The sequence below is a fragment of the Sulfitobacter mediterraneus genome (genome assembly GCF_016801775.1).
GTDB lineage: Bacteria > Pseudomonadota > Alphaproteobacteria > Rhodobacterales > Rhodobacteraceae > Sulfitobacter > Sulfitobacter mediterraneus_A.
The window spans coordinates 3,121,965-3,141,545 of sequence record NZ_CP069004.1; the positions used below are offsets into that span (position 1 = coordinate 3,121,965).

The 19,581-nt window shown below is 60.1% G+C and carries 20 protein-coding genes; 9 read left to right on the forward strand and 11 right to left on the reverse strand.

Annotation, left to right across the window (positions count from 1 at the left end):
- The first annotated feature begins 44 nt into the window (after window positions 1-44).
- Both gshB and JNX03_RS15420 read left to right on the forward strand, forming a co-directional pair.
- Window positions 45-980: a glutathione synthase gene (gene gshB, locus JNX03_RS15415; protein WP_203209886.1), complete on the forward strand. Its 936-nt coding sequence runs from the start codon at window positions 45-47 to the stop codon at window positions 978-980.
- A complete protein-coding gene (locus tag JNX03_RS15420) occupies window positions 977-1,903 on the forward strand; it encodes an alpha/beta hydrolase (RefSeq protein ID WP_203209887.1) in 927 nt (308 codons plus the stop codon). Before gshB ends, JNX03_RS15420 begins: the two co-directional genes overlap by 4 nt.
- On the opposite strand, the gene JNX03_RS15425 is transcribed toward JNX03_RS15420, so the two are convergent.
- From JNX03_RS15425 to cobU, 4 genes are all read right to left on the reverse strand, one after another.
- Complete coding sequence (locus JNX03_RS15425; protein ID WP_203209888.1) at window positions 1,869-3,383, reverse strand: YifB family Mg chelatase-like AAA ATPase; 1,515 nt, start codon at window positions 3,381-3,383, stop codon at window positions 1,869-1,871. The two genes, JNX03_RS15420 and JNX03_RS15425, sit on opposite strands and share 35 nt — an antisense overlap.
- A gap of 96 nt (window positions 3,384-3,479) precedes the next feature.
- Window positions 3,480-4,166 (reverse strand): glutathione S-transferase, encoded by a 687-nt coding sequence (locus JNX03_RS15430; protein ID WP_203209889.1) that lies wholly within the window; start codon window positions 4,164-4,166, stop codon window positions 3,480-3,482.
- Between the two features lie 58 nt (window positions 4,167-4,224).
- Window positions 4,225-4,806 (reverse strand): histidine phosphatase family protein, encoded by a 582-nt coding sequence (locus JNX03_RS15435; protein WP_203209890.1) that lies wholly within the window; start codon window positions 4,804-4,806, stop codon window positions 4,225-4,227.
- Window positions 4,803-5,324: a bifunctional adenosylcobinamide kinase/adenosylcobinamide-phosphate guanylyltransferase gene (gene cobU, locus JNX03_RS15440; protein ID WP_203209891.1), complete on the reverse strand. Its 522-nt coding sequence runs from the start codon at window positions 5,322-5,324 to the stop codon at window positions 4,803-4,805. The genes JNX03_RS15435 and cobU overlap by 4 nt, the downstream gene beginning before the upstream one ends.
- A 97-nt stretch (window positions 5,325-5,421) precedes the next feature.
- Here cobU and JNX03_RS15445 point away from each other — a divergent pair, with 97 nt between their 5' ends.
- From JNX03_RS15445 to JNX03_RS15470, 6 genes are all read left to right on the forward strand, one after another.
- On the forward strand, window positions 5,422-6,300 hold the full coding sequence (locus JNX03_RS15445; RefSeq protein WP_203209892.1) for an RNA polymerase factor sigma-32: 879 nt from the start codon (window positions 5,422-5,424) through the stop codon (window positions 6,298-6,300).
- 80 nt (window positions 6,301-6,380) lie between these two features.
- Complete coding sequence (coaBC, locus tag JNX03_RS15450; protein WP_203209893.1) at window positions 6,381-7,577, forward strand: bifunctional phosphopantothenoylcysteine decarboxylase/phosphopantothenate--cysteine ligase CoaBC; 1,197 nt, start codon at window positions 6,381-6,383, stop codon at window positions 7,575-7,577.
- Between the two features lie 33 nt (window positions 7,578-7,610).
- Entirely contained in the window at window positions 7,611-8,048 is a 438-nt protein-coding gene (dut, locus tag JNX03_RS15455) for a dUTP diphosphatase (protein WP_238936765.1), read from the forward strand.
- The gene (locus JNX03_RS15460) at window positions 8,048-9,106 is read left to right on the forward strand and encodes a HesA/MoeB/ThiF family protein (RefSeq protein ID WP_203209895.1); all 1,059 of its coding nucleotides are present in this window, start codon (window positions 8,048-8,050) and stop codon (window positions 9,104-9,106) included. Before dut ends, JNX03_RS15460 begins: the two co-directional genes overlap by 1 nt.
- Window positions 9,107-9,157: 51 nt before the next feature.
- Window positions 9,158-9,499, forward strand: a complete 342-nt coding sequence (locus JNX03_RS15465) for a DUF1428 domain-containing protein (RefSeq protein WP_203209896.1) — start codon at window positions 9,158-9,160, stop codon at window positions 9,497-9,499.
- A gap of 71 nt (window positions 9,500-9,570) precedes the next feature.
- A complete protein-coding gene (locus JNX03_RS15470) occupies window positions 9,571-11,583 on the forward strand; it encodes a M3 family metallopeptidase (RefSeq protein WP_203209897.1) in 2,013 nt (670 codons plus the stop codon).
- A gap of 18 nt (window positions 11,584-11,601) precedes the next feature.
- On the opposite strand, the gene JNX03_RS15475 is transcribed toward JNX03_RS15470, so the two are convergent.
- The 7 genes from JNX03_RS15475 to JNX03_RS15505 are packed head-to-tail and all read right to left on the reverse strand — an operon-like array spanning window position 11,602 to window position 18,598.
- Window positions 11,602-12,531: a 2-hydroxyacid dehydrogenase gene (locus tag JNX03_RS15475; protein WP_203209898.1), complete on the reverse strand. Its 930-nt coding sequence runs from the start codon at window positions 12,529-12,531 to the stop codon at window positions 11,602-11,604.
- Window positions 12,528-12,938, reverse strand: coding sequence for a VOC family protein (locus tag JNX03_RS15480; RefSeq protein ID WP_203209899.1), 411 nt, complete (start codon window positions 12,936-12,938; stop codon window positions 12,528-12,530). Before JNX03_RS15480 ends, JNX03_RS15475 begins: the two co-directional genes overlap by 4 nt.
- Window positions 12,939-12,969: 31 nt before the next feature.
- Window positions 12,970-14,109, reverse strand: a complete 1,140-nt coding sequence (gene rodA / locus JNX03_RS15485; RefSeq protein ID WP_203209900.1) for a rod shape-determining protein RodA — start codon at window positions 14,107-14,109, stop codon at window positions 12,970-12,972.
- Window positions 14,106-16,049 carry a penicillin-binding protein 2 gene (mrdA, locus tag JNX03_RS15490; protein ID WP_203209901.1) on the reverse strand — a complete coding sequence of 648 codons (1,944 nt, stop codon included), beginning with the start codon at window positions 16,047-16,049 and terminating at the stop codon, window positions 14,106-14,108. The genes rodA and mrdA overlap by 4 nt, the downstream gene beginning before the upstream one ends.
- Window positions 16,050-16,063: 14 nt before the next feature.
- Window positions 16,064-16,603, reverse strand: coding sequence for a rod shape-determining protein MreD (locus tag JNX03_RS15495; protein WP_203209902.1), 540 nt, complete (start codon window positions 16,601-16,603; stop codon window positions 16,064-16,066).
- A complete protein-coding gene (mreC, locus tag JNX03_RS15500; RefSeq protein WP_203209903.1) occupies window positions 16,600-17,508 on the reverse strand; it encodes a rod shape-determining protein MreC in 909 nt (302 codons plus the stop codon). The genes JNX03_RS15495 and mreC overlap by 4 nt, the downstream gene beginning before the upstream one ends.
- A 43-nt stretch (window positions 17,509-17,551) precedes the next feature.
- Entirely contained in the window at window positions 17,552-18,598 is a 1,047-nt protein-coding gene (locus JNX03_RS15505; protein WP_025049534.1) for a rod shape-determining protein, read from the reverse strand.
- Between the two features lie 172 nt (window positions 18,599-18,770).
- Between JNX03_RS15505 and JNX03_RS15510 the strand changes: the two genes are divergently transcribed.
- Window positions 18,771-19,355, forward strand: coding sequence for a VOC family protein (locus JNX03_RS15510; protein ID WP_203209904.1), 585 nt, complete (start codon window positions 18,771-18,773; stop codon window positions 19,353-19,355).
- Window positions 19,356-19,581: the final 226 nt, after the last annotated feature.

The window sequence follows — 19,581 nt, forward strand, 5'->3', positions numbered from 1 at the left end:
CGCCTTCCTGCGCCATCTAAGGAGAACGCAGCAAGGATAAGCCCATGAAAATCGCCTTTCAGATGGACCCTATTGGGGACGTGAACATTGACGCCGACAGCAGCTTTCGTCTCGCTGAGGAGGCGCAGGCGCGAGGGCATGAGCTGTTCTTCTACACGCCTGATCATTTGGCCTATCAAGAGGGAAAGATCACTGCGCGCGGGCATGTCTTCACTGTGCAGCGGGTTCAGGGCGACCATGCCCAGCTTGGCCCGGAGATCGAAGTGGATCTTGCGGACTATGATGTTGTCTGGCTTCGGCAAGACCCACCATTTGACATGCATTACATCACTTCGACCCATCTGTTGGATCGTCTGAAAGAGACCACTTTGGTGGTCAATGATCCCTTTTGGGTGCGCAATTATCCCGAAAAACTGTTGGTTCTGGATTTCCCGGATTTGACGCCGCCCACCACGATTGCGCGCGACCTCGAAACGATCAAAGCGTTCAAGGCCAAACATGGCGATGTCATCCTGAAGCCGCTATACGGCAACGGTGGTGCAGGTGTGTTCCGGCTCGATGCGCAGGACCGTAACCTGACCTCGTTGCATGAACTGTTCACCGGATTCTCGCGTGAGCCGCTGATTGTGCAAAAGTTCCTGCCAGCGGTGTCTAAGGGGGACAAACGCGTGATCCTCGTTGACGGTGCGCCTGTCGGTGCGATCAATCGTGTGCCGGCGGCTGGCGAGACCCGGTCCAACATGCACGTGGGGGGGCGGCCCGAGAAGATCGGGCTCAGCGAGCGAGATCTTGAGATCTGTGATGCCATTGGGCCGCTGCTCAAGGAAAAGGGGCAGGTCTTTGTCGGCATCGATGTGATCGGCGATTTCCTGACCGAGATCAACGTGACCTCCCCCACCGGCATTCAGGAGTTGGAGCGGTTTGACGGGGTCAACATCGCCGCAAAAATCTGGGATGCCATTGAGGCCCGCCGGGCATGAGTCTGCGCCGCCCCTTGATCAATTTCTGGATGCGGCAGGTGGAAAAACCGGCCATGGCCCGCGCCAAGGATGCTGCCGCATTGCGCCGTTCGCTTGAGCTGAAGGCGAAGTTCCTGTTTCACGCGCCGCGCGGCACCCGGCAGAACTGGCTCAAGTTGAGCAGTGCAAATGGCACCGTGGACGCCTTGGAGGTGCGCCCAAGAGAGCCGCACGCCAAACGGGTTATTCTTTACATTCATGGCGGTGCCTTCGTTTTTGGCAGCCCGCGCACCCATGCGGCGATGATGGCGCAACTGGCGCGGCGGACCGGAGCGCGGGTCTTCTTGCCGCAATACCGGTTGGCACCAGAGGCGCCTTTCCCTGCGGCGAAACAGGATTTGCGCCAAGCCTGGAACGGGTTATTGGCGCAGGGCATCGCTCCTTCCGATATCGTCTTGGGCGGTGACAGCGCTGGCGCTGCATTGGCGCTGGGCCTTTTGGCTGAGCTTTGCGCCGATGGGGCTGATGGGCCCGCCGCTGTGTTCTGTTTTTCACCGCTCACGGATATGGCGCATAACAGCAACAGCTTTGTTCAGAACGCCCGGCGAGAGGCGGTTTTGCCCGCAGCGCGGGCCGCAGAATGCAGTGAGGCCTATCTTTGCGGTTGCGATCCTGCTGATCCGGCAGTCAGCCCGGTTCACGCCGATTTCACCGGCGCCCCGCAGGTGTGGCTGACGGTGGGGGACACCGAGATATTGCGAGATGACGCCCATGCCATCGCCGCCCGGTTGCGGGATTGTGGGGTGACGGTGCAATTGGAGGAGAAGCATGATTTACCCCATGTTTGGCCGATTCTGCACAATATCCTGCCCGAGGCGCGGCAAACGCTGGATGACCTTGCCACCTGGATCAGGACACTGCCGGCCCGGCCAAGCGAAAGCTGATCGCCTCGGCGATATGGGGCTTGCGCACCGTGTCTGAGCCTTCCAGATCGGCGATGGTGCGCGCCACCCGGATCACCCTGTGATACCCGCGTGCCGACAGATTGAACCGCTCTGCCGCCTTCACCAGCAGCGCCCGCGCTTCGCTGTCCGGGGTTGCGATTTTTTCGAGCTGATCCCCTTCGGCATCTGCATTGACCCGCATCGCATCCATGTCTTTGTATCGCGTGGCCTGCACGCCGCGGGCTTGCGCAACCCGTGCGGCTACCTCGACCGAACTGTCACCGCCAGCAGGCAGGTCCAGATCCGTAAAGGCGACAGGTGGCACGTCCACGCGCAGATCAAACCGGTCCATCAGCGGCCCTGAAATGCGGCCAAGGTAGTCCTCACCGCAGTGCGGTACGCGGGCGCAGGCACGGTCGGGGTCGCTGAGGTAGCCGCATTTGCACGGGTTGGCCGCCGCCACCAGCATGAATCGGCAGGGGTATTTCACATGGGCATTGGCGCGGGCAATCATCACCTCGCCGGTCTCGATCGGCTGGCGCAGTGTTTCGAGAACCGTGCGTGGAAATTCGGGAAACTCGTCCATGAAGAGAACCCCGTTGTGTGCCAGACTGACCTCACCGGGCTTGGCCTGACGTCCGCCACCGATAATCGCGGCCATGGATGCGGTGTGGTGTGGCTCGCGAAAGGGGCGGGCGCGGGAAATGCCGCCTTCGTCCAACAGTCCGGCCAGCGAATGGATCATCGAGGTTTCCAATGCTTCTGCTGGTGTCAACGGCGGCAGGATCGATGGCAGCCGCGCCGCCAACATGCTTTTGCCTGATCCGGGTGTGCCGACAAACATAAGGTGGTGCCGCCCGGCCGCCGCAATCTCAAGCGCCCGTTTGGCGCGTTCCTGCCCTTTTACATCACGCAGATCACGCCCTTGCGGCGCATCAGGCACTTCGCCGGGCTCGGCGGGGCGTAATGGATTTTGACCGGTGTAGTGACGGACCACATCGCCCAAAGTGGCGGCCGCAATCACTTGGGTCGTGCCAACCCATGCCGCCTCGGCACCGGAACCTGCGGGGCAAAGCAGTCCGCGATTGTGTTCCGCCGCGGCCATCGCAGCGGGCAGCGCGCCAACGACCGGAACCAAGGTGCCATCCAGTGACAATTCGCCCAAGGCCACGATGTTCTGGGTGACGTCATCAGGCAGGATGTCGAGCGCCGCCAGCAGTGCCATGGCAACTGGCAGATCAAAATGGCTGCCCTCTTTGGGCAAATCGGCAGGGCTGAGGTTCACGGTGATACGTTTGGAAGGCAGCGCGATTGCCATGGAACTGAGCGCAGTCCGCACGCGGTCGCGGGCTTCGGACACGGCTTTGTCGGGCAGGCCCACGATTGAAAACGCTGGCAACCCAGTAGTTACGGCGCATTGCACCTCGACCATCCGGGCCTCTACCCCCTGAAACGCCACCGAATAGGCGCGTGAAACCATAAACCCCCCTCAACCTGAGGCTTAAGGATTAGGCAGGGTGTCTTTAGGAATGGTTAACGTCCGCCCCGGCAAAGGTCAGGCAATCAGGCGATTGGATCACTCCGCGACGGGCCAGCTTCTGACCGGAACGCCCATGTCATAGGGGAAGGGATCGTAAGTGACCTTAAGCCCCTCAGCCCGCCATTCCTTGAACGCCGGATCGTTGATCGTGGTCTCGCAATACCGACGCGCGGCGTCACTGACCGGCAGGTCGTACCCTACGATACGGGCACAGATCGGCGCGTAAAAGGCATCGGCAAGGCTGTATCTGCCAAAGAGCCAGGGGCCGTCTTCTTTGCGTGTGGCCTGCGCGTGCTGCCAAAGCACCTCAATCCGGTCCAGATCTTTTTGCACGGCCTCAGAGACAGCAAAGCCTTTGTTCACATGCTGTAGCTGCATAGGGCAGGCATCGCGCAAGGCGCCAAATCCGGCGGTCATCGCGGCGCATAGCCAGCGGGCGGCGGCGCGTTCTGCGGCATCTTTGGGCCAGAGCCCGGCATCCGGGTGCCGCTCGGCGAGTGTTTCGGCAATGGCAAGGCTTTCCCCGACAACCGTGCCTTCCGGCGTGCGCAAGGCTGGCACCAGAACGGCAGGGGCCAGATCAGCCATCTCTTGCGCCATAGTGCCGCCATAGAGGCCGACCAGATGTGCCTGATAGGGCAGGTTGAATTTTTCCAGCATCAGCCAGCCCCGCAAGGACCAGCTAGAGAAGGTGCGATCGCCGATATAAAGATCATAACTCATAGGCGCAGATAACCGTGGTCGGAATAAGCTGACAATCGCTGTTTCGTGAGGAGGGTCATCACGGAACGTGATTGATATGCCCGATGTTCCACTCACCTTTGTGATGTGACAGCTGCGTCACCGACAGGTTGTCGATTTTGTGCGCCATCGCCTCTGTTGGAGAGGCGCCCATGGCCCGCTGCACCTGCGTCAGGATCACGCCAAAATGCGCCACCGCGATAATATGCGCGTCGGGGTGGGCGGCGTTCAACTGATCCACCACGCGGTTTACCCGCGCCGCTGTTTGGTTCCAGCTTTCGCCGCCAGGCGGTGCGATGTCGCCGGGGGTTTCCCAATAAGCGCGGGACAGTTCAGGATCGCGAGCCGCGACCTCGGTGAAGTGCATGCCATCCCAAACGCCGAAGTGCAGCTCTCGCAGATCCGCCGCATGGGGCAGGCGGCGACGTTTCCGATGGTGCAGCACATCAGCCGTTGCGCTGGCCCGGATCAAATCGGAAGAGATTACAATAGCAGGTGATGGCAGATGCTCAGACAGCCGCGCGATTTGTGCAGTGTCGGACAGATCTGCGGGCACATCACGCCAGCCTACAAATGTTTTCTCATGGGTCGGGCCATGGCGTACCCAGTGCCAAACGGTCATGGCAAAACGCCTTTCAAAACTTGCGGCAGGCCAACAGTGACATGAACGACCAGATCGGCCTCGGCCGCCAGCGCGATATTGAGCCGTCCCTGTGCCTCGCGGAACCGCCGGGCGAGCGCGTTGTCAGGCACGATGCCGTGGCCTACCTCATTGGACACGATCACCCAAGGGGCGGCGCAATTGCGTAAAGCTTGCAGGAAATCGGATTGGGCGGCGGCCAGGTCATTTTCCTGCATCAAATGGTTGGTCAGCCACATGGTGGCGCAATCGACCAAAACTGTCTCCGCATCGGTCAGATCAGCCAAAACCGGGGCAAGATCCAAAGGCGCTTCGACCGTGCGCCAACGCGCATCGCGGCGATCCCGGTGGATTTTTACCTTGGCCGCGACCTCGTCATCGAAAATTTGACCCGTGGCAAGGTAAACCATTGGCCGCGCATCTTTTTCCAGGAACTCTTCAGCCCAACTTGATTTGCCGGAGGCGGCGCCTCCTAGCACGAAGGTAGATCGCGGCAACATTTTTTCGTTCCAGAAGTGAACCAAACCTGAGGTTCATGCGTATCTTTCACAAAGGTAAACCACAAGGTGTGCCGCTTCTGGGAGGGGAGATCATCCAATGACAATGCAATCCGCGCGTGAGTTTTCTCTGACCCGAACGGCGATGAAGGCCGAACTTCTCGATGCCGAGACCGAGCTTGAACTGGCCTATGCATGGCGCGACAACCGCGATGAAGCCGCTCTGCACCGGTTGATAACTGCCTACATGCGATTGGCCATTTCGATGGCGGGCAAATTCAAGCGTTATGGCGCACCGATGAACGATCTGATCCAGGAGGCCGGACTTGGTCTGATGAAAGCGGCGGACAAGTTTGACCCTGATCGCGGCGTGCGATTTTCGACTTATGCAATCTGGTGGATCAAGGCGAGTATTCAGGACCATGTGATGCGCAACTGGTCGATGGTGCGCACCGGGTCCACCTCTTCGCAAAAGTCGCTGTTCTTCAATATGCGCCGCGTGCAGGCGCAACTGGAGCGGACGGCGTCGTCCAATGGTGAAACCCTTGATCAGCATCAGATGCGGCAGATGATCTCGGCCGAGATTGGCGTGCCGCTTCATGACGTGGAAATGATGGATGGCCGTCTGTCCGGCTCCGACTTTTCTTTGAATGCCACACAGTCGGCGGAGGACGAAGGCCGCGAGTGGATTGATACGCTGGTGGATGAGAGCGCGCAGGCCGCAGATGTGGTTGAGCAAAGCCATGACATCGCGCAATTGCGCAATTGGCTGGTCTCGGCGATGGGCGAATTGACCGACCGTGAACAATTCATCCTGCGCGAACGCAAATTGCGCGACAAACCCCGCACCTTGGAAAGCCTCGGCGATGAGTTGAGCCTGTCCAAGGAGCGTGTGCGCCAGTTGGAGGCGGCGGCCTTTGGAAAGATGCGCAAATCGCTTGAGGGGCAGTCCAAAGAGATCCGGCATTTCCTCAATTGACGCAGCCGTGAGCAAGGGCTGGCAGATTGCCGCCCCGCGCCCTATGATTTGTCCCGAACGGGGCCGCGAAAGGGCGCATCATGCTGGCAGGCAAACATATTCTGCTGATCATCGGGGGTGGCATTGCCGCCTTCAAATCGCTTGACCTGATCCGCCGCCTGCGTGAACGCGGCGCCGAGGTCACGCCGGTCCTAACGCGGGCTGGAACGGAATTTGTGACGCCCCTATCAGTCTCTGCGCTGGCGGGGAAAAAGGTGTTTCAGGATCTCTTCGATCTGGGTGATGAGGCCGAGATGGGTCATATCCAGCTTAGCCGCGTTGCCGATCTGTTGGTGGTGGCCCCCGCGACCGCCGATCTGATGGCCAAAATGGCGCAGGGCCATGCCAATGATCTGGCCTCAACGCTCCTGCTGGCCACAGATACCCCGGTGATGATCGCACCTGCAATGAATGTGCGCATGTGGGACCATCCCGCGACCCAGCGCAATCTGGGCATCTTGAAATCCGATGGCATTGCCGTGGTTGGCCCGAATGAGGGCGACATGGCCTGCGGCGAATTTGGACCGGGCCGTATGGCCGAACCGCTCGAGATCGTCGCGGCCATCGAGACGCGGTTGGCCGATGGCCCCTTGAAGGGCAAGCGGGTGCTTGTCACCTCTGGCCCCACGCATGAGCCGATTGATCCGGTGCGCTACATCGCCAATCGGTCCTCTGGTGCGCAGGGCAGTGCCATAGGGGCTGCTCTGGCGGCGCTGGGCGCAGAGGTCATCTTTGTCACCGGTCCCGCCGATGTGCCGCCGCCCGAGGGTGTCACAGTGATCAAGGTGCAAACCGCGCAGGACATGATGCAGGCGGTGCAAGATACCCTGCCAGTGGATGCGGGCGTCTTTGCCGCCGCCGTGGCAGACTGGCGCGTGGACGGGGCCAGTGACCGCAAGCTCAAGAAATCCAAAGACGGGTTGCCGAGCCTGGCCTTTGCCGAAAACCCTGACATCCTGAAAACGGTCAGCCAGATGACGAAAGGCCGCCCGCCGCTCATGGTGGGATTTGCAGCAGAGACCAATGATGTGATTGATCACGCCACGGCCAAGCGGAAGCGTAAGGGTTGTGACTGGATTGTCGCCAATGACGTATCCCCCGCCACAGGCATCATGGGCGGTACAGAAAACGCTGTGACCTTGATTACTGACACAGGTGCAGAAAGCTGGCCGCGCATGGGCAAGGATGAGGTGGCCCGCAAATTGGCCGCGCGGATTGCGGATGCGATCTCGGGTTAGGCGGCATAGGGGTAGAAAGTGGTAACCATCAAGATGACATGGGCAGAAGGTGCCGATACCGCACTGGGCCTGCCTGCATATGAAACACCGGGCGCGGCGGGGGCTGATCTGCGGGCCAATCTGCCAGACTGTGCGGTGGTCCTGCCGCCAATGGGCCGCGCGTTGATCCCGACCGGGTTGCATTTGGAAATTCCGCCGGGGTTTGAGGTGCAGCTGCGCCCGCGTTCCGGTCTGGCGTTGAAACATGGCATCACCCTGCCCAACAGCCCCGGCACCATCGACAGCGATTACCGCGGGCCCGTGGGGGTTATTATGCTGAACACGGGCGCGGAGCCGTTTGAGGTAACGCACGGCATGCGTGTCGCACAAATGGTTGTTGCTCCTGTTGTGCAGGCCCGGTTCGAAACGGCTGCACAACTGGGCGAAACCGCACGCGGCAGTGGCGGATTTGGCTCTACCGGGGTCGGCTGATGGTTTTGGTTCTGCTCATCGCCGCCGGCATCTGGTTCGGCGGTATGGTCTTTGATGTACCGCGACGGCTGCGGCTCACGTTACTGGCGATTCTCTATGTTGCGGTTTTGGGCATTCAACTGGCCTTTCCAGACCTGCACCCCCTGCGGGTGATGACAGGTCAAAGCCCTGCACCCTGGCTTTTGCTGGGTGGCTTTGCCCTGATCGTGGCGGGATACCGGGCGATCTTGAAGAGACTGCGCCTGAAGGCCACGCCGAAGATCGAGAACGCGCCGGACACAGCGCAGAAATCTGCCGCCTTTTCAGACACTGAGCTCAACCGATATGCCCGCCACATTGTACTGCGCGAGATTGGCGGCGCAGGGCAGCGGGCGCTCAAGGATGCCAAGGTGCTTGTGGTTGGCGCGGGCGGTCTCGGCGCTCCGGCGCTGCAATACCTCGCGGCGGCGGGCGTTGGCACCATCGGCGTGATCGACGATGACGTCGTTGAGAATGCCAATCTGCAACGGCAGGTCATCCACAAGGATGCGGCCATAGGCATGCCCAAGGTGTTTTCGGCCCAGGCAGAAATGGAAGCCCAAAACCCCTTTGTCACAGTGCGCCCCTATCACCGCCGCCTGACCGAGGAGATCGCAACCGAATTGATCGCAGACTATGATCTGGTGCTGGATGGTACGGATAACTTCGAAACGCGATACTTGGTTAACGCGATCTGTGTCGCAGAGAAAACGCCGCTAGTGTCTGGCGCGCTGAGCCAATGGGAAGGACAGTTGAGCGTCTTTGACCCGGCGCTAAAAGCCCCCTGCTATCAGTGTATTTTTCCTCAAGCGCCCGCTGCGCATCTCGCGCCGAGCTGTGCCGAGGCAGGTGTGATTGGCCCCTTGCCGGGCGTGATCGGGGCGATGATGGCGGCAGAGGCGATCAAACTGATCACCGGTGCAGGCAACCCCGCGCGGGGTCAGATGTTGATCTATGATGCGCTCTTTGGTGAAAGCCGCACGATCACTCTATCCCGGCGAAAGGATTGCCCGGTTTGTGGAGCTGGTGAGCCATCCTGACGGCCGTGATGTTCTCTGCTAGGTTTAACAAACACAGCAAGGAGAAATCAGATGCCATATGTCAACGGCATGGTTGTCGCAGTCCCCAACGCCAACAAAGAGGCCTACATCCGGATGGCCCGCGCTATGGTGCCGCTGTTCGAGAAACACGGTGCGTTGGAGGTCGTGGATTGCTGGGGCGTGGATGTGCCCCCCGGCAAAGTGACGTCCTTTCCCATGGCGGTGCAGTGCAAAGAGGATGAAACCGTGGTGTTTTCTTGGATCACATGGCCGGACAAAGCCACTGCCGACAGCGGCATGGAGGCAGCGATGAGCGATCCTGCGATGGGCGAGATGGGCGATTTTCCCTTTGACGGGGCGCGCATGATCTTTGGTGGATTCGAACGGATTTAATCACGCGGCAGCGCTGTCACCGATTGTAACCTGCGGACCTGCGCCCTAGCTTGAGCGCAAAGGAGATCCGCATGACAAACCCGCTTTTGCAAGACTGGAGCACGCCCTTTGGGCTGGCCCCGTTTGACGCCATTTCTGACGATGATTTTGCCCCCGCTCTGGACGAGGCATTGACCGCACACCGGGCCGAGATTGACGCCATCGCGGGCAACTCTGCGGCGCCGGATTTTGACAACACCATCGGTGCGATGGAGGCGGCAGGCGGGGCGCTCGACAAAGTGTTGGGTGCGTTCTTCACCGTGGCAGGGGCCGACAGCAACCCGGCCCGCGAGGCGTTGCAGCGCGACTTTTCCCCCAAGCTGGCCGCGCATTTCTCTGAGATTTCCAGCAACAAAGCATTGTTTGCGCGTGTGGCCGCGCTTTGGGCCGGACGCGACGATCTGGACCTGACAGAGGAACAGGCGCGGGTCTTGATGCTGACCCATCGCGGGTTTGTCCGTGCGGGCGCCGCGCTCGAAGGCGAAGAAGAACAGCGCATGAAAGACATCAAGGCGCGGCTGGCCGTGCTGGGCACGCAATTCACCCAAAACCTGCTCGCGGATGAACGCAGTTGGTTCATGGAGCTGTCCGAGGATGATCTGGAAGGACTACCCGATTTCGTGGTGGCTGCGGCCCGTGCGGCAGGCGAGGAAAAAGGTGCCGCTGGGCCGGTTGTCACCCTGTCGCGATCCCTCATCGTGCCATTCCTGCAATTCTCGCCGCGCCGCGACCTGCGCGAGAAAGCCTTTCTCGCTTGGGAGGCACGCGGAGCAAATGGCGGGGACACCGACAATCGCGCCATCGCCGCCGAAACGCTGGCCTTGCGCGAGGAACGGGCAAATCTTCTGGGCTATGACACATTTGCGGATTTCAAATTGGAAACCGAAATGGCCAAAACACCGGAGGCAGTGCGCGGCCTGCTGATGGAGGTCTGGGAGCCTGCAAAGCGCCAGGCCAATGCCGACGCCGAAGTGCTGACCCGGATGATGCATGATGATGGCATCAACGGCGATCTGGCCCCCTGGGACTGGCGTTACTACGCCGAGAAACGCCGCGCCGCCGAGCATGATCTGGATGAAGCTGCGTTGAAGCCTTACTTTCAGTTGGACCGGATGATAGACGCGGCCTTTGCCTGCGCCACCCGTCTGTTCGGTCTGAATTTCGCGCCTCTCGATGTGCCACTGTACCATCCGGACTGCCGCGCATGGGAGGTCACCCGCGATGGCAAACATGTGGCGGTGTTTATCGGTGATTATTTCGCCCGCGGGTCAAAACGGTCCGGCGCATGGTGTTCCGCGATGCGATCGCAAGCGAAATTCCCCAAGGTGCAAAGCCCGGTGGTCATCAACGTTTGCAATTTTGCCAAGGCCGACCCGGCGCTGCTGTCTTATGACGATGCGCGGACACTGTTCCATGAATTTGGCCACGCCCTGCATCAGATGTTGTCGGATGTAACCTATGAAAGTGTCAGTGGCACCTCTGTGGCGCGTGATTTTGTTGAACTGCCCAGCCAGCTTTATGAACACTGGCTGGAGGTGCCGGAAGTTCTGGGCGAATTCGCGACCCATGCCAGAACCGGAGAGCCCATGCCGCAAGACATGTTGGACAAGGTTCTGGGGGCCGCAACATTTGATATGGGATTCCAGACAGTGGAATATGTTGCCTCTGCGCTGGTTGATCTGGCGTTTCATGATGGACAGCCCCCTGCCGATCCGATGGCAAAACAGGCCGAAGTTCTGGCGGCGCTTGGCATGCCAGAGGCTATCCGCATGCGTCATGCCACGCCGCAGTTTGCCCATGTGTTTTCCGGCGATGGCTATTCCAGCGGATACTACAGCTACATGTGGTCCGAGGTGATGGATGCCGATGCCTTTGAAGCCTTTGAAGAGGCGGGGGGCGCCTTTGATCCGGAACGGGCCAAAGCGCTGGAGCAGCATATCCTGTCCACCGGCGGAAGCCGCGACGCGGCAGAGCTTTATGTCGCGTTTCGCGGGCGCTTGCCGGGAGTTGAGGCGCTGCTGAAAGGCCGGGGTTTGGCGGCCTGATGCGCGGCTGAGGACCGGTCAATACCCCAGTGATCGGTCCACCAGATTGAGGAACGGCTCGCCCGCTTCGCCGCGGCGAATGTTCTCAACGATGGCTTCTGATGCAGTGCTGGCGCGGGTTTCGGCGGCGATATGCGGTGTAACCGTGACCTGCGGATGCGCCCAATAGGGATGGTCCTGCGGCAAGGGCTCCACCCGGAACACATCCAGCGTGGCGTGGGCGATCTGGCCATTGTCGAGCGCCGCCAACAAAGCATCGTCATCAATAAGTGGCCCACGTCCGGGGTTGATGACAAAAGCCCCCTTCGGCATCGCTGACAGTGTTTCAGCGTTCAGCGTATTTTCCGTGGCGGGCGTGTCTGGCAAAAGCAGCACGGCGATCTCGGCCCGTGCCAAAGCCTGCGTCAGGCCCGCATCCCCCGAATAACAAGTCACGCCCTCAATCGATTTGGCGCTGCGCGACCAGCCAGAAACCTCAAAGCCCAAACCAAGCAGGGTCTGTGCCACCGCTGCGCCCAATGCCCCGAGGCCCAGCACCACAACCGATCGTTCCTGTGCCAAAGGCGGCGTGCGGGGCTGCCATTTGGCATCACTGCGCAGAATGTCCGTGTCGATCCCCAGATGATAGCGCATCACATGGCCTGTGACCCATTCCACCATGCCTTTGGTCAGCCCCGGATCAACCATCCGAGCCAACGGGATGGTCAGGGTCTCATTCCCGGTGATGTTCTCCACCCCGGCCCAGAGGTTCAGCACCGCCTTGGCGCGGGTGTAGGGGGCAAAATCCTGCACATCGCTGTTGGGGGCATAGACGATATAATCGACCTCTTCGGGGGGCAGGTCGATGGCAAGATTGGCCTCGAGCCCCGCCTTGGCAAGTGCATCGCGCAGTGGCTGTTCATAGGTGGTCCAGCGTTCGGGACGGGCGGCAAAAAGAACGTTGATCATGTGGCAAACACCCCTGACATATCGGCAAATCCCTTGATCTCAATCGGGTTGCCCGATGGATCGTGAAAAAACATCGTGCTTTGCGCGCCCGGTTCACCGGCAAAGCGGCTGCTGGGTGGAATCACAAAATCCACTCCGGCCTGCGTGAGCCGCTTTGCCAAGGCCTTCCAGTCGTCCAGCGCGAGGATTACACCCAAATGCGGCATTGGCACCATGTGATCGCCCACCTTGCCTGTGGCAGCGGTGGCAAAAGGCTCCCCCAGATGTAGGGAAATCTGATGGCCGAAAAAGTTGAAATCAGCCCATGTCTCGGTGAACCGGCCCGGCGTGCAGCCCAGCGTTTCACCATAGAATGTGCGGGCGCTGTCCAGATCGCGGACGTTATAGGCCAGATGAAAAATGGTCATTTTGCTACCTTGGAACTGAGTGGACGGGGCGTTATCGCGGCCTGTGGATATGCGCACTTTGCACCAGTCCAAATGCCAGCAGCAGCACCAGCATCGCAGAGCCGCCGTAGCTGACCAGTGGCAAGGGCACTCCGACCACGGGGGCAAGGCCCATCACCATCGACATATTGACCGCGAAGAACAGGAAAAAGTTCAGCGCAATGCCCAGTGTGAGCAGGGATGAAAACCGGTCTTTGTTGAGCAGCGCAGTGCCGATGCAAAAGACGATGATCAGCGCATACAGGCTCAGCAGAGACACACCACCGATAAAGCCAAACTCTTCGGCCAGCGTGGTGAAGATAAAGTCGGTGTGTTTTTCCGGCAGGAAGTTCAGCCGCGATTGCGTGCCTTGCATATATCCGCGCCCGGTCCAGCCGCCAGAGCCAAGGGCGATCTTGGATTGGGTGATGTGATAGCCTGCGCCCAATGGGTCGGCAGAGGGATCAAGGAAGGTGTCGATGCGGCGGTACTGATAATCATTCAAGAGTTGCCACGTGGTGCCGCGCGACTGGAAAACCGCCGTGATCAACCCAACGCCAGAGGCGATTACGGCCGCAAAATATGCCCAATGCACACCTGCCAGAAACATCAGCCCGCCCCCCGCTGTCAGCAGCAGGATGGAGGTGCCGAGATCAGGTTGTTTCAGGACCAAAGCCGTGGGCACGCAGATGATCAACACCGGCAACAGAACCCAGAAGGGCCGTGAGACTTTCTTGGCTGGCAGCCAGTCATAATAGGCGGCGAGAAACATCACCAGGGTGATTTTCATCAACTCAGAGGGCTGAAGGTCCATAAAACCAAGGTCGATCCATCGTTGTGAGCCTTTACGCTCTTCCCCGATGAAGGCCACCGCAAGCAGCAGCAGAAACGACACGCCATAGGCTAGGCCAGACAGGTTGCGCCACAGCCAGATTGGCACAAAGGCCACCGTGAACATCACCCCAAGCCCTAGGGCAAAACGTTTGATCTGCGGCTCCGCCCAAGGCGAGAATGATCCGCCCGCCACGGAATACAGCATCAGGAAGCCGATACCGCAGACCGAGGCCAGCAACAGTGCAAGCGGCCAGTTCACGAACAACACCTTGCGCAGGCCTGTGGGAACGGATTTGACGGAGTGTTCAAGATAGCTCATGCTTGATCCTTCCCGTCAATCTTGGCCATCGGCTGGATATCGCGAAGCTTGCGTTGCTGCTCGCGGATGCGGTCGCGGTCGCCGGTTGGATAGGCTTCCAGCGGCGGCTCTCCTCCGGCAAGAGCCTGCAGCATCACATCACGGGCAATCGGCGCTGCCGCCGTGGACCCGCCGCCGCCATGTTCGACCAGCACCGACACTGCATATCGAGGCTTGTCGTAGGGCGCAAAGCTGACAAAAAGCGCGTGATCGCGGCGTTCCCAAGGCAGATCGCGGTTACGGGTCACACCGCGCGCCCGTTCAGCGGCAGTGATATTGCGCACCTGGCTGGTGCCGGTTTTACCCGCCATGCGCATATCTTCCGCGATGATCCGCGACTTGTAGGCGGTGCCGCGGCGGTTGTTGACCACGTCATACATGCCGCGGCGCATCTGGCGCAGATTGTTTTCATTCAGCCCCAAAGGTCCTCCGATGCTTGGTGGCTGTTCCACACCGTCTACTGATTTAATCAGCCGCGGCGTGATCTCACGGCCCGTTGCGATGCGGGCGGTCATCACGGCCAGTTGCAACGGCGAGGCCAGCATAAACCCTTGCCCGATGGAGGCGTTGACCGTATCGCCAATCACCCAATCGGCCCCGCGCACGGTTTTTTTCCAGTCCTTTGTTGGTGTCAGCCCCGAAGACACCGAAGACAGTGGCAGATCATGCCGGATTCCGAGGCCAAAGCGGTTTGCCATGGCGCTGATCTTTTCGATGCCGACCTTGAGCGCCAGATCGTAATAATAGACATCGCAGGATTGTTTGAGCGAATTGCCCAGATCAACCCAGCCATGGCCGGCGCGTTTCCAGCAGTGGAACTTGCGATCGGCCACTTCGACAAAGCCGGGGCAATAGGCGGTGTCGTCCGGTCCGGCGAGGCCTTCCTCCAGCGCGGCCATGGCCACGATCATCTTGAAGGTTGATCCGGGCGGATAGCTGCCTTGGACGGTCTTGTTCACCAGAGGGCGGTAGATCGATTGCAACAGCGGATTATAATCGGCAGACGAAATGCCGCCGATAAAGAGGTTGGGGTCATAGCTGGGCGCAGAGGCATTGGCGACCAGATCACCGGTTTCGCAATCAATGATCACGACGGCGGCAGATTCATCGCCCAGACGCGCCTGGACGTAGCCTTGCAGATTGGCATCCACGGTCAATTGCAGATCCGCGCCTGATTGCCCCTCGCGGCGGGCCAGCTCGCGCATCACGCGGCCAGTTGCGTTGACCTCGACCTGCTTGGTGCCGGCGCTGCCGCGCAACAAGGATTCCTGCCGCGCTTCTACGTTGATCTTGCCGATCTGGAACCGTGGAATGCGCAGCAATTGGTCCGGGTCTTCGAGGGCATCAAGATCCGCCTGACTGACCCTGCCGACCCTTCCCACCACATGGGCGAAATGCGATCCGCGCGGGTAGACGCGGGTCAAGCCCACCTCGGGTGTGACGCCGGGCAGGGCAGGCGCATTCACGCTGACCTTGCTCACGTCCTCCCAACTGACATCGTCGATGATCGTGACGGGCAAAAACGGCGCGGAGCGCTTGACCTCAGCCAAGACACGCTCCCGCACTTCGGGATCAAGGGTGATGATCTGCGCCAGCCGGTCCAGCACCGCCTCAACATCGCCGGCATCCTCACGCACAATCACGATCCGGTAGGACGGCACATTCTGCGCCAGCCGAATACCGTTGCGATCAAAAATCTCGCCGCGAGCAGGCGGGATCAGACGGATGTTGATGCGGTTTTCTTCGGCCAGAAGACGGAACTGGTCCGCCTGATCCACCTGCAAATACCGCATCCGCGCCGCAAGACCGCCCATAAACAACAGCTGCGCCCCACCAAGCAATGCGGCACGGCGCGTCAGCTTGTTGTGGCTGGCATCATTTTCGGCGCGGTTGCGTCTCACGCGTGTCTCCCGTCTCAGGCCCGTTGGCCGTGCGCATCCAGATCACCCGGCGCTGTTTTTCGAACCCGCATCAGCCCATGGGTGACCAGAACGATCAATGGATAGAATAGCAAGGTCATGCCCAGTTCGGAAAGGACCAGCGGCAGATGCGGTACTTCGACCAATGAAATGGCCAATAGGAACCGGTTCGCCATCATCACCATGATGATCACGACGCCCACGGTCAGCCATTCCACCGCAAAGCTGGAATCGCGCAGGTTGCGCCCGCGGGATTTAAGGTTTTCGCAGCCCATCAACGCCAGCAAGGCCCAAAGACCGGGCGGGCGCTGCAACAGCAGATCAGCCATCAGAAAGGCCAGCGCCAAGGCCAGAGCCGGCACATATTCAGGCCGCCGCAGCGACCACGCGCAGGCAAACCCAAGCAATAGATCAGGGCCAGTCCATCGGCTTGGCGTCGTCGTCAGAGGCAACAGGTGAAAGAACAGGATAACAAGAGCCAGAAACAAAAACGCCGCCCGCATCAGCCAAAGCCGTGTTTGCGAAAGATCATTCATGGCTGATCGTCCGTCGCGTCGTGATTTTCCACGGCGGGCAACGGACCACTTTCGGTGATCACCTGTGCGGTGTCGGAGACCTGTTCGTTGCCGTGATGGCGCAGCACCCGCAAAAATTCGAGCCGCTCATAATCTGCGGCCAAACGCACCCGCAAACGCCCACCCGGATCGGCAGCAACCTGCCCGATCAACAGACCCGCCGGGAACACGCCCCCATCGCCAGAGCTGATCACCCGGTCGCCGGGGCGCACCAGATCCGGGTTTTCCAGAAAATCGATGGGCGGCGCGGCGGTGTTGTCACCTGCCACAATGGCACGCTGGCCGGAGGGTTGAATGATCGCGGGAATACGGCTGGAAGCATCGGTGAGCAAGATCACCCGCGCGGTGTTCTTTGCAACACCGGAAATCCGCCCAACCAGGCCGATCCCGTCCATTGTGGCCCAACCATCAACCAGACCGTCGCGTGCCCCCACATTCAACAGCACGGATTGCCGGAAAGGTGACCCACTGTCGGCCAGCACAACGCCGGTGATGAAGGTCAGGCGCGGATCAAGCCGCACATTGTTGAGATCCAGCAGTCGGGCGTTTTCCTGCTCCAGCTGCAACGCAGCCTCTTTCCAGGCCTGCATCTGGCGCAATTCGCTGCGCAGCTCGCGGTTTTGTTCGGCCAGACGTTGATAGCTTTGATAATCCCGCAAAAGGTTGATGGTGCCGGTGACCGGTGCCATCGCCCAATCCAGATTGGGGACCAACCGGTCCGTGATCTGGGCGCGGAACCGCTCCACCCGCGGGCTGTCGATCCGCCAAAGCAGGAACACCGCCGCCAGGACCAGCACCAGCACAGCCAGGAGCAGCCGGCGCAGCGGGCCGGTATAGTCACTGGACTGGGAACGGTCTTTGGCCATGGGGTGTTACGCTCCTGACCGGGGGGCCGGTGGGGTTTTGCGGTTAGCTGTCGTAGTCGATGGCGTGGCGCAGTTGTTTTTCATATTCCAGCGCCTTGCCGGTGCCAAGCGCCACACAATTAAGGGATTCGTCCGCGATAGATACGGCCAGCCCTGTCTGCTCGCGCAGGGCCAGATCCAGATCACCCAAAAGCGCACCGCCGCCCGTCAGCATCACACCGCGATCTACGATGTCTGCGGCCAGATCCGGCGGTGTGGTTTCCAGCGCGGTCATCACCGCCTCGCAAATCTGCTGCACGGGTTCGGCAAGCGCTTCGGCGATCTGGGCCTGCGTGACTTCGATCTCCTTTGGCACCCCGTTGAGCAGGTCGCGCCCACGGATCTGCATCGACGTGCCGCGCCCGTCGTCGGGCATCCGTGCGGTGCCGATAGAGGTTTTGATCCGCTCGGCGGTGGTTTCACCCACAAGCAGGTTCTGCTGGCGGCGCAAATAGCTGATGATAGCCTCATCCATACGGTCGCCGCCGACACGCACGGAGCGGGCGTAAACGATGTCACCCAGCGACAAAACTGCCACCTCGGTCGTGCCGCCGCCGATGTCCACAACCATGTTGCCGGTTGGATCGGTGATTGGCATGCCTGCACCAATGGCGGCTGCGATGGGCTCTGCGATCAGGCCGGCGCGGCGCGCCCCTGCGGACAGAACCGACTGGCGGATCGCCCGTTTTTCAACTGGCGTGGCACCATGCGGCACGCAAACGATGATCTTGGGCTTGGAAAAGGTGGAGCGTTTGTGCACCTTGCGAATGAAATGTTTGATCATTTCTTCGGCGGTGTCGAAATCGGCGATTACACCTTCGCGCATCGGACGAATCGCCTCAATGCTGCCGGGCGTCCGGCCCAGCATCAGCTTGGCATCCTCGCCCACGGCCAGCACTTTCTTGACGCCATCCTTGACGTGGTAGGCCACGACCGAAGGCTCCGACAGGATGATACCTTTGCCTTTGACATAGACCAGGGTGTTGGCCGTGCCGAGGTCAATTGCCATGTCGGACGAAAACAAACCGCCGAGGTTTCCAAAGATATTCATAAGGTCGCGCACCTTGTTAAAGTCATAATGGCCCGCGACTCTGACAGTGGCGGGCTGGGGGCTCTTATAGGCCCGCACAGGGGCAGGTGAAAGGGGTTTGGCAAAGACATTCGGCATCTTGTCGCCGGTGCCCTATATTGAAGGACAAAGCGGCAACAAGGAGAGGCGTGAAATGAAGAAAATTCAAAGCTTGGGCGTGCATCACATCACCCTGACCGGCGCAGACCGGCAAAGCTCAATCGACTTCTGGGAAGGGGTGCTGGGCATGCCATTCATCTTTGACCAGCCCAATCTGGACGACCCCAACGAAGGGCATCTCTATTTCGATCCAGGTGACGGGCGGCTTATCACGATCTTTACCAACGAAGAGCGCAAACCGGTGCACAAGCGCACGCCCACCGATCCCGGCTGTGTGCATCATATCGCGTTCGAAGTGGACCGGGCGATGTTCGATCAGATTATCGAGCGGCTCGAAGCCCGCGGGATCGGCCATTCCGGGGTCAAGGACCGCGGGTTCATGCATTCGATCTATTTCAAAGATCCGCTTGGGCTGCTGATCGAGCTGGCCTGCTATGCCTTTATCCCGCCGCGCGGAGTCAGCCATGCCGAAGTGATGCTGGAGGCACATAAACTGAGGGTGGAACGCGGTGCCAAGGCGATAGAGCGGGAACATCTGGCAGATGCCAGTGTCCTCATTGTAGAACGCGGCCAGGCCTCACTGAGCGCGGACCGTGGGGCGAGAAATCCTTATAGGTGAGGTTTCGGGCCATTGACATGGCCCGACCGGTCGGGGGGCTTTGCCCCCCGAATCCCCCAGGAATATTTTGGCCTGCAAAAGAAAACGCTCAGGCGAAAGTCTGTTATTCAGAGTTTCTTAAGATTTTCAAAGGAGATTAAGAAATGCGGTACAGGCGGGGACGCCGATGGCCGTGCCTGCGGAAGAAGCATTGCTTTTTTCGGCCGGGGGGCGCTTGTCGTTCCCC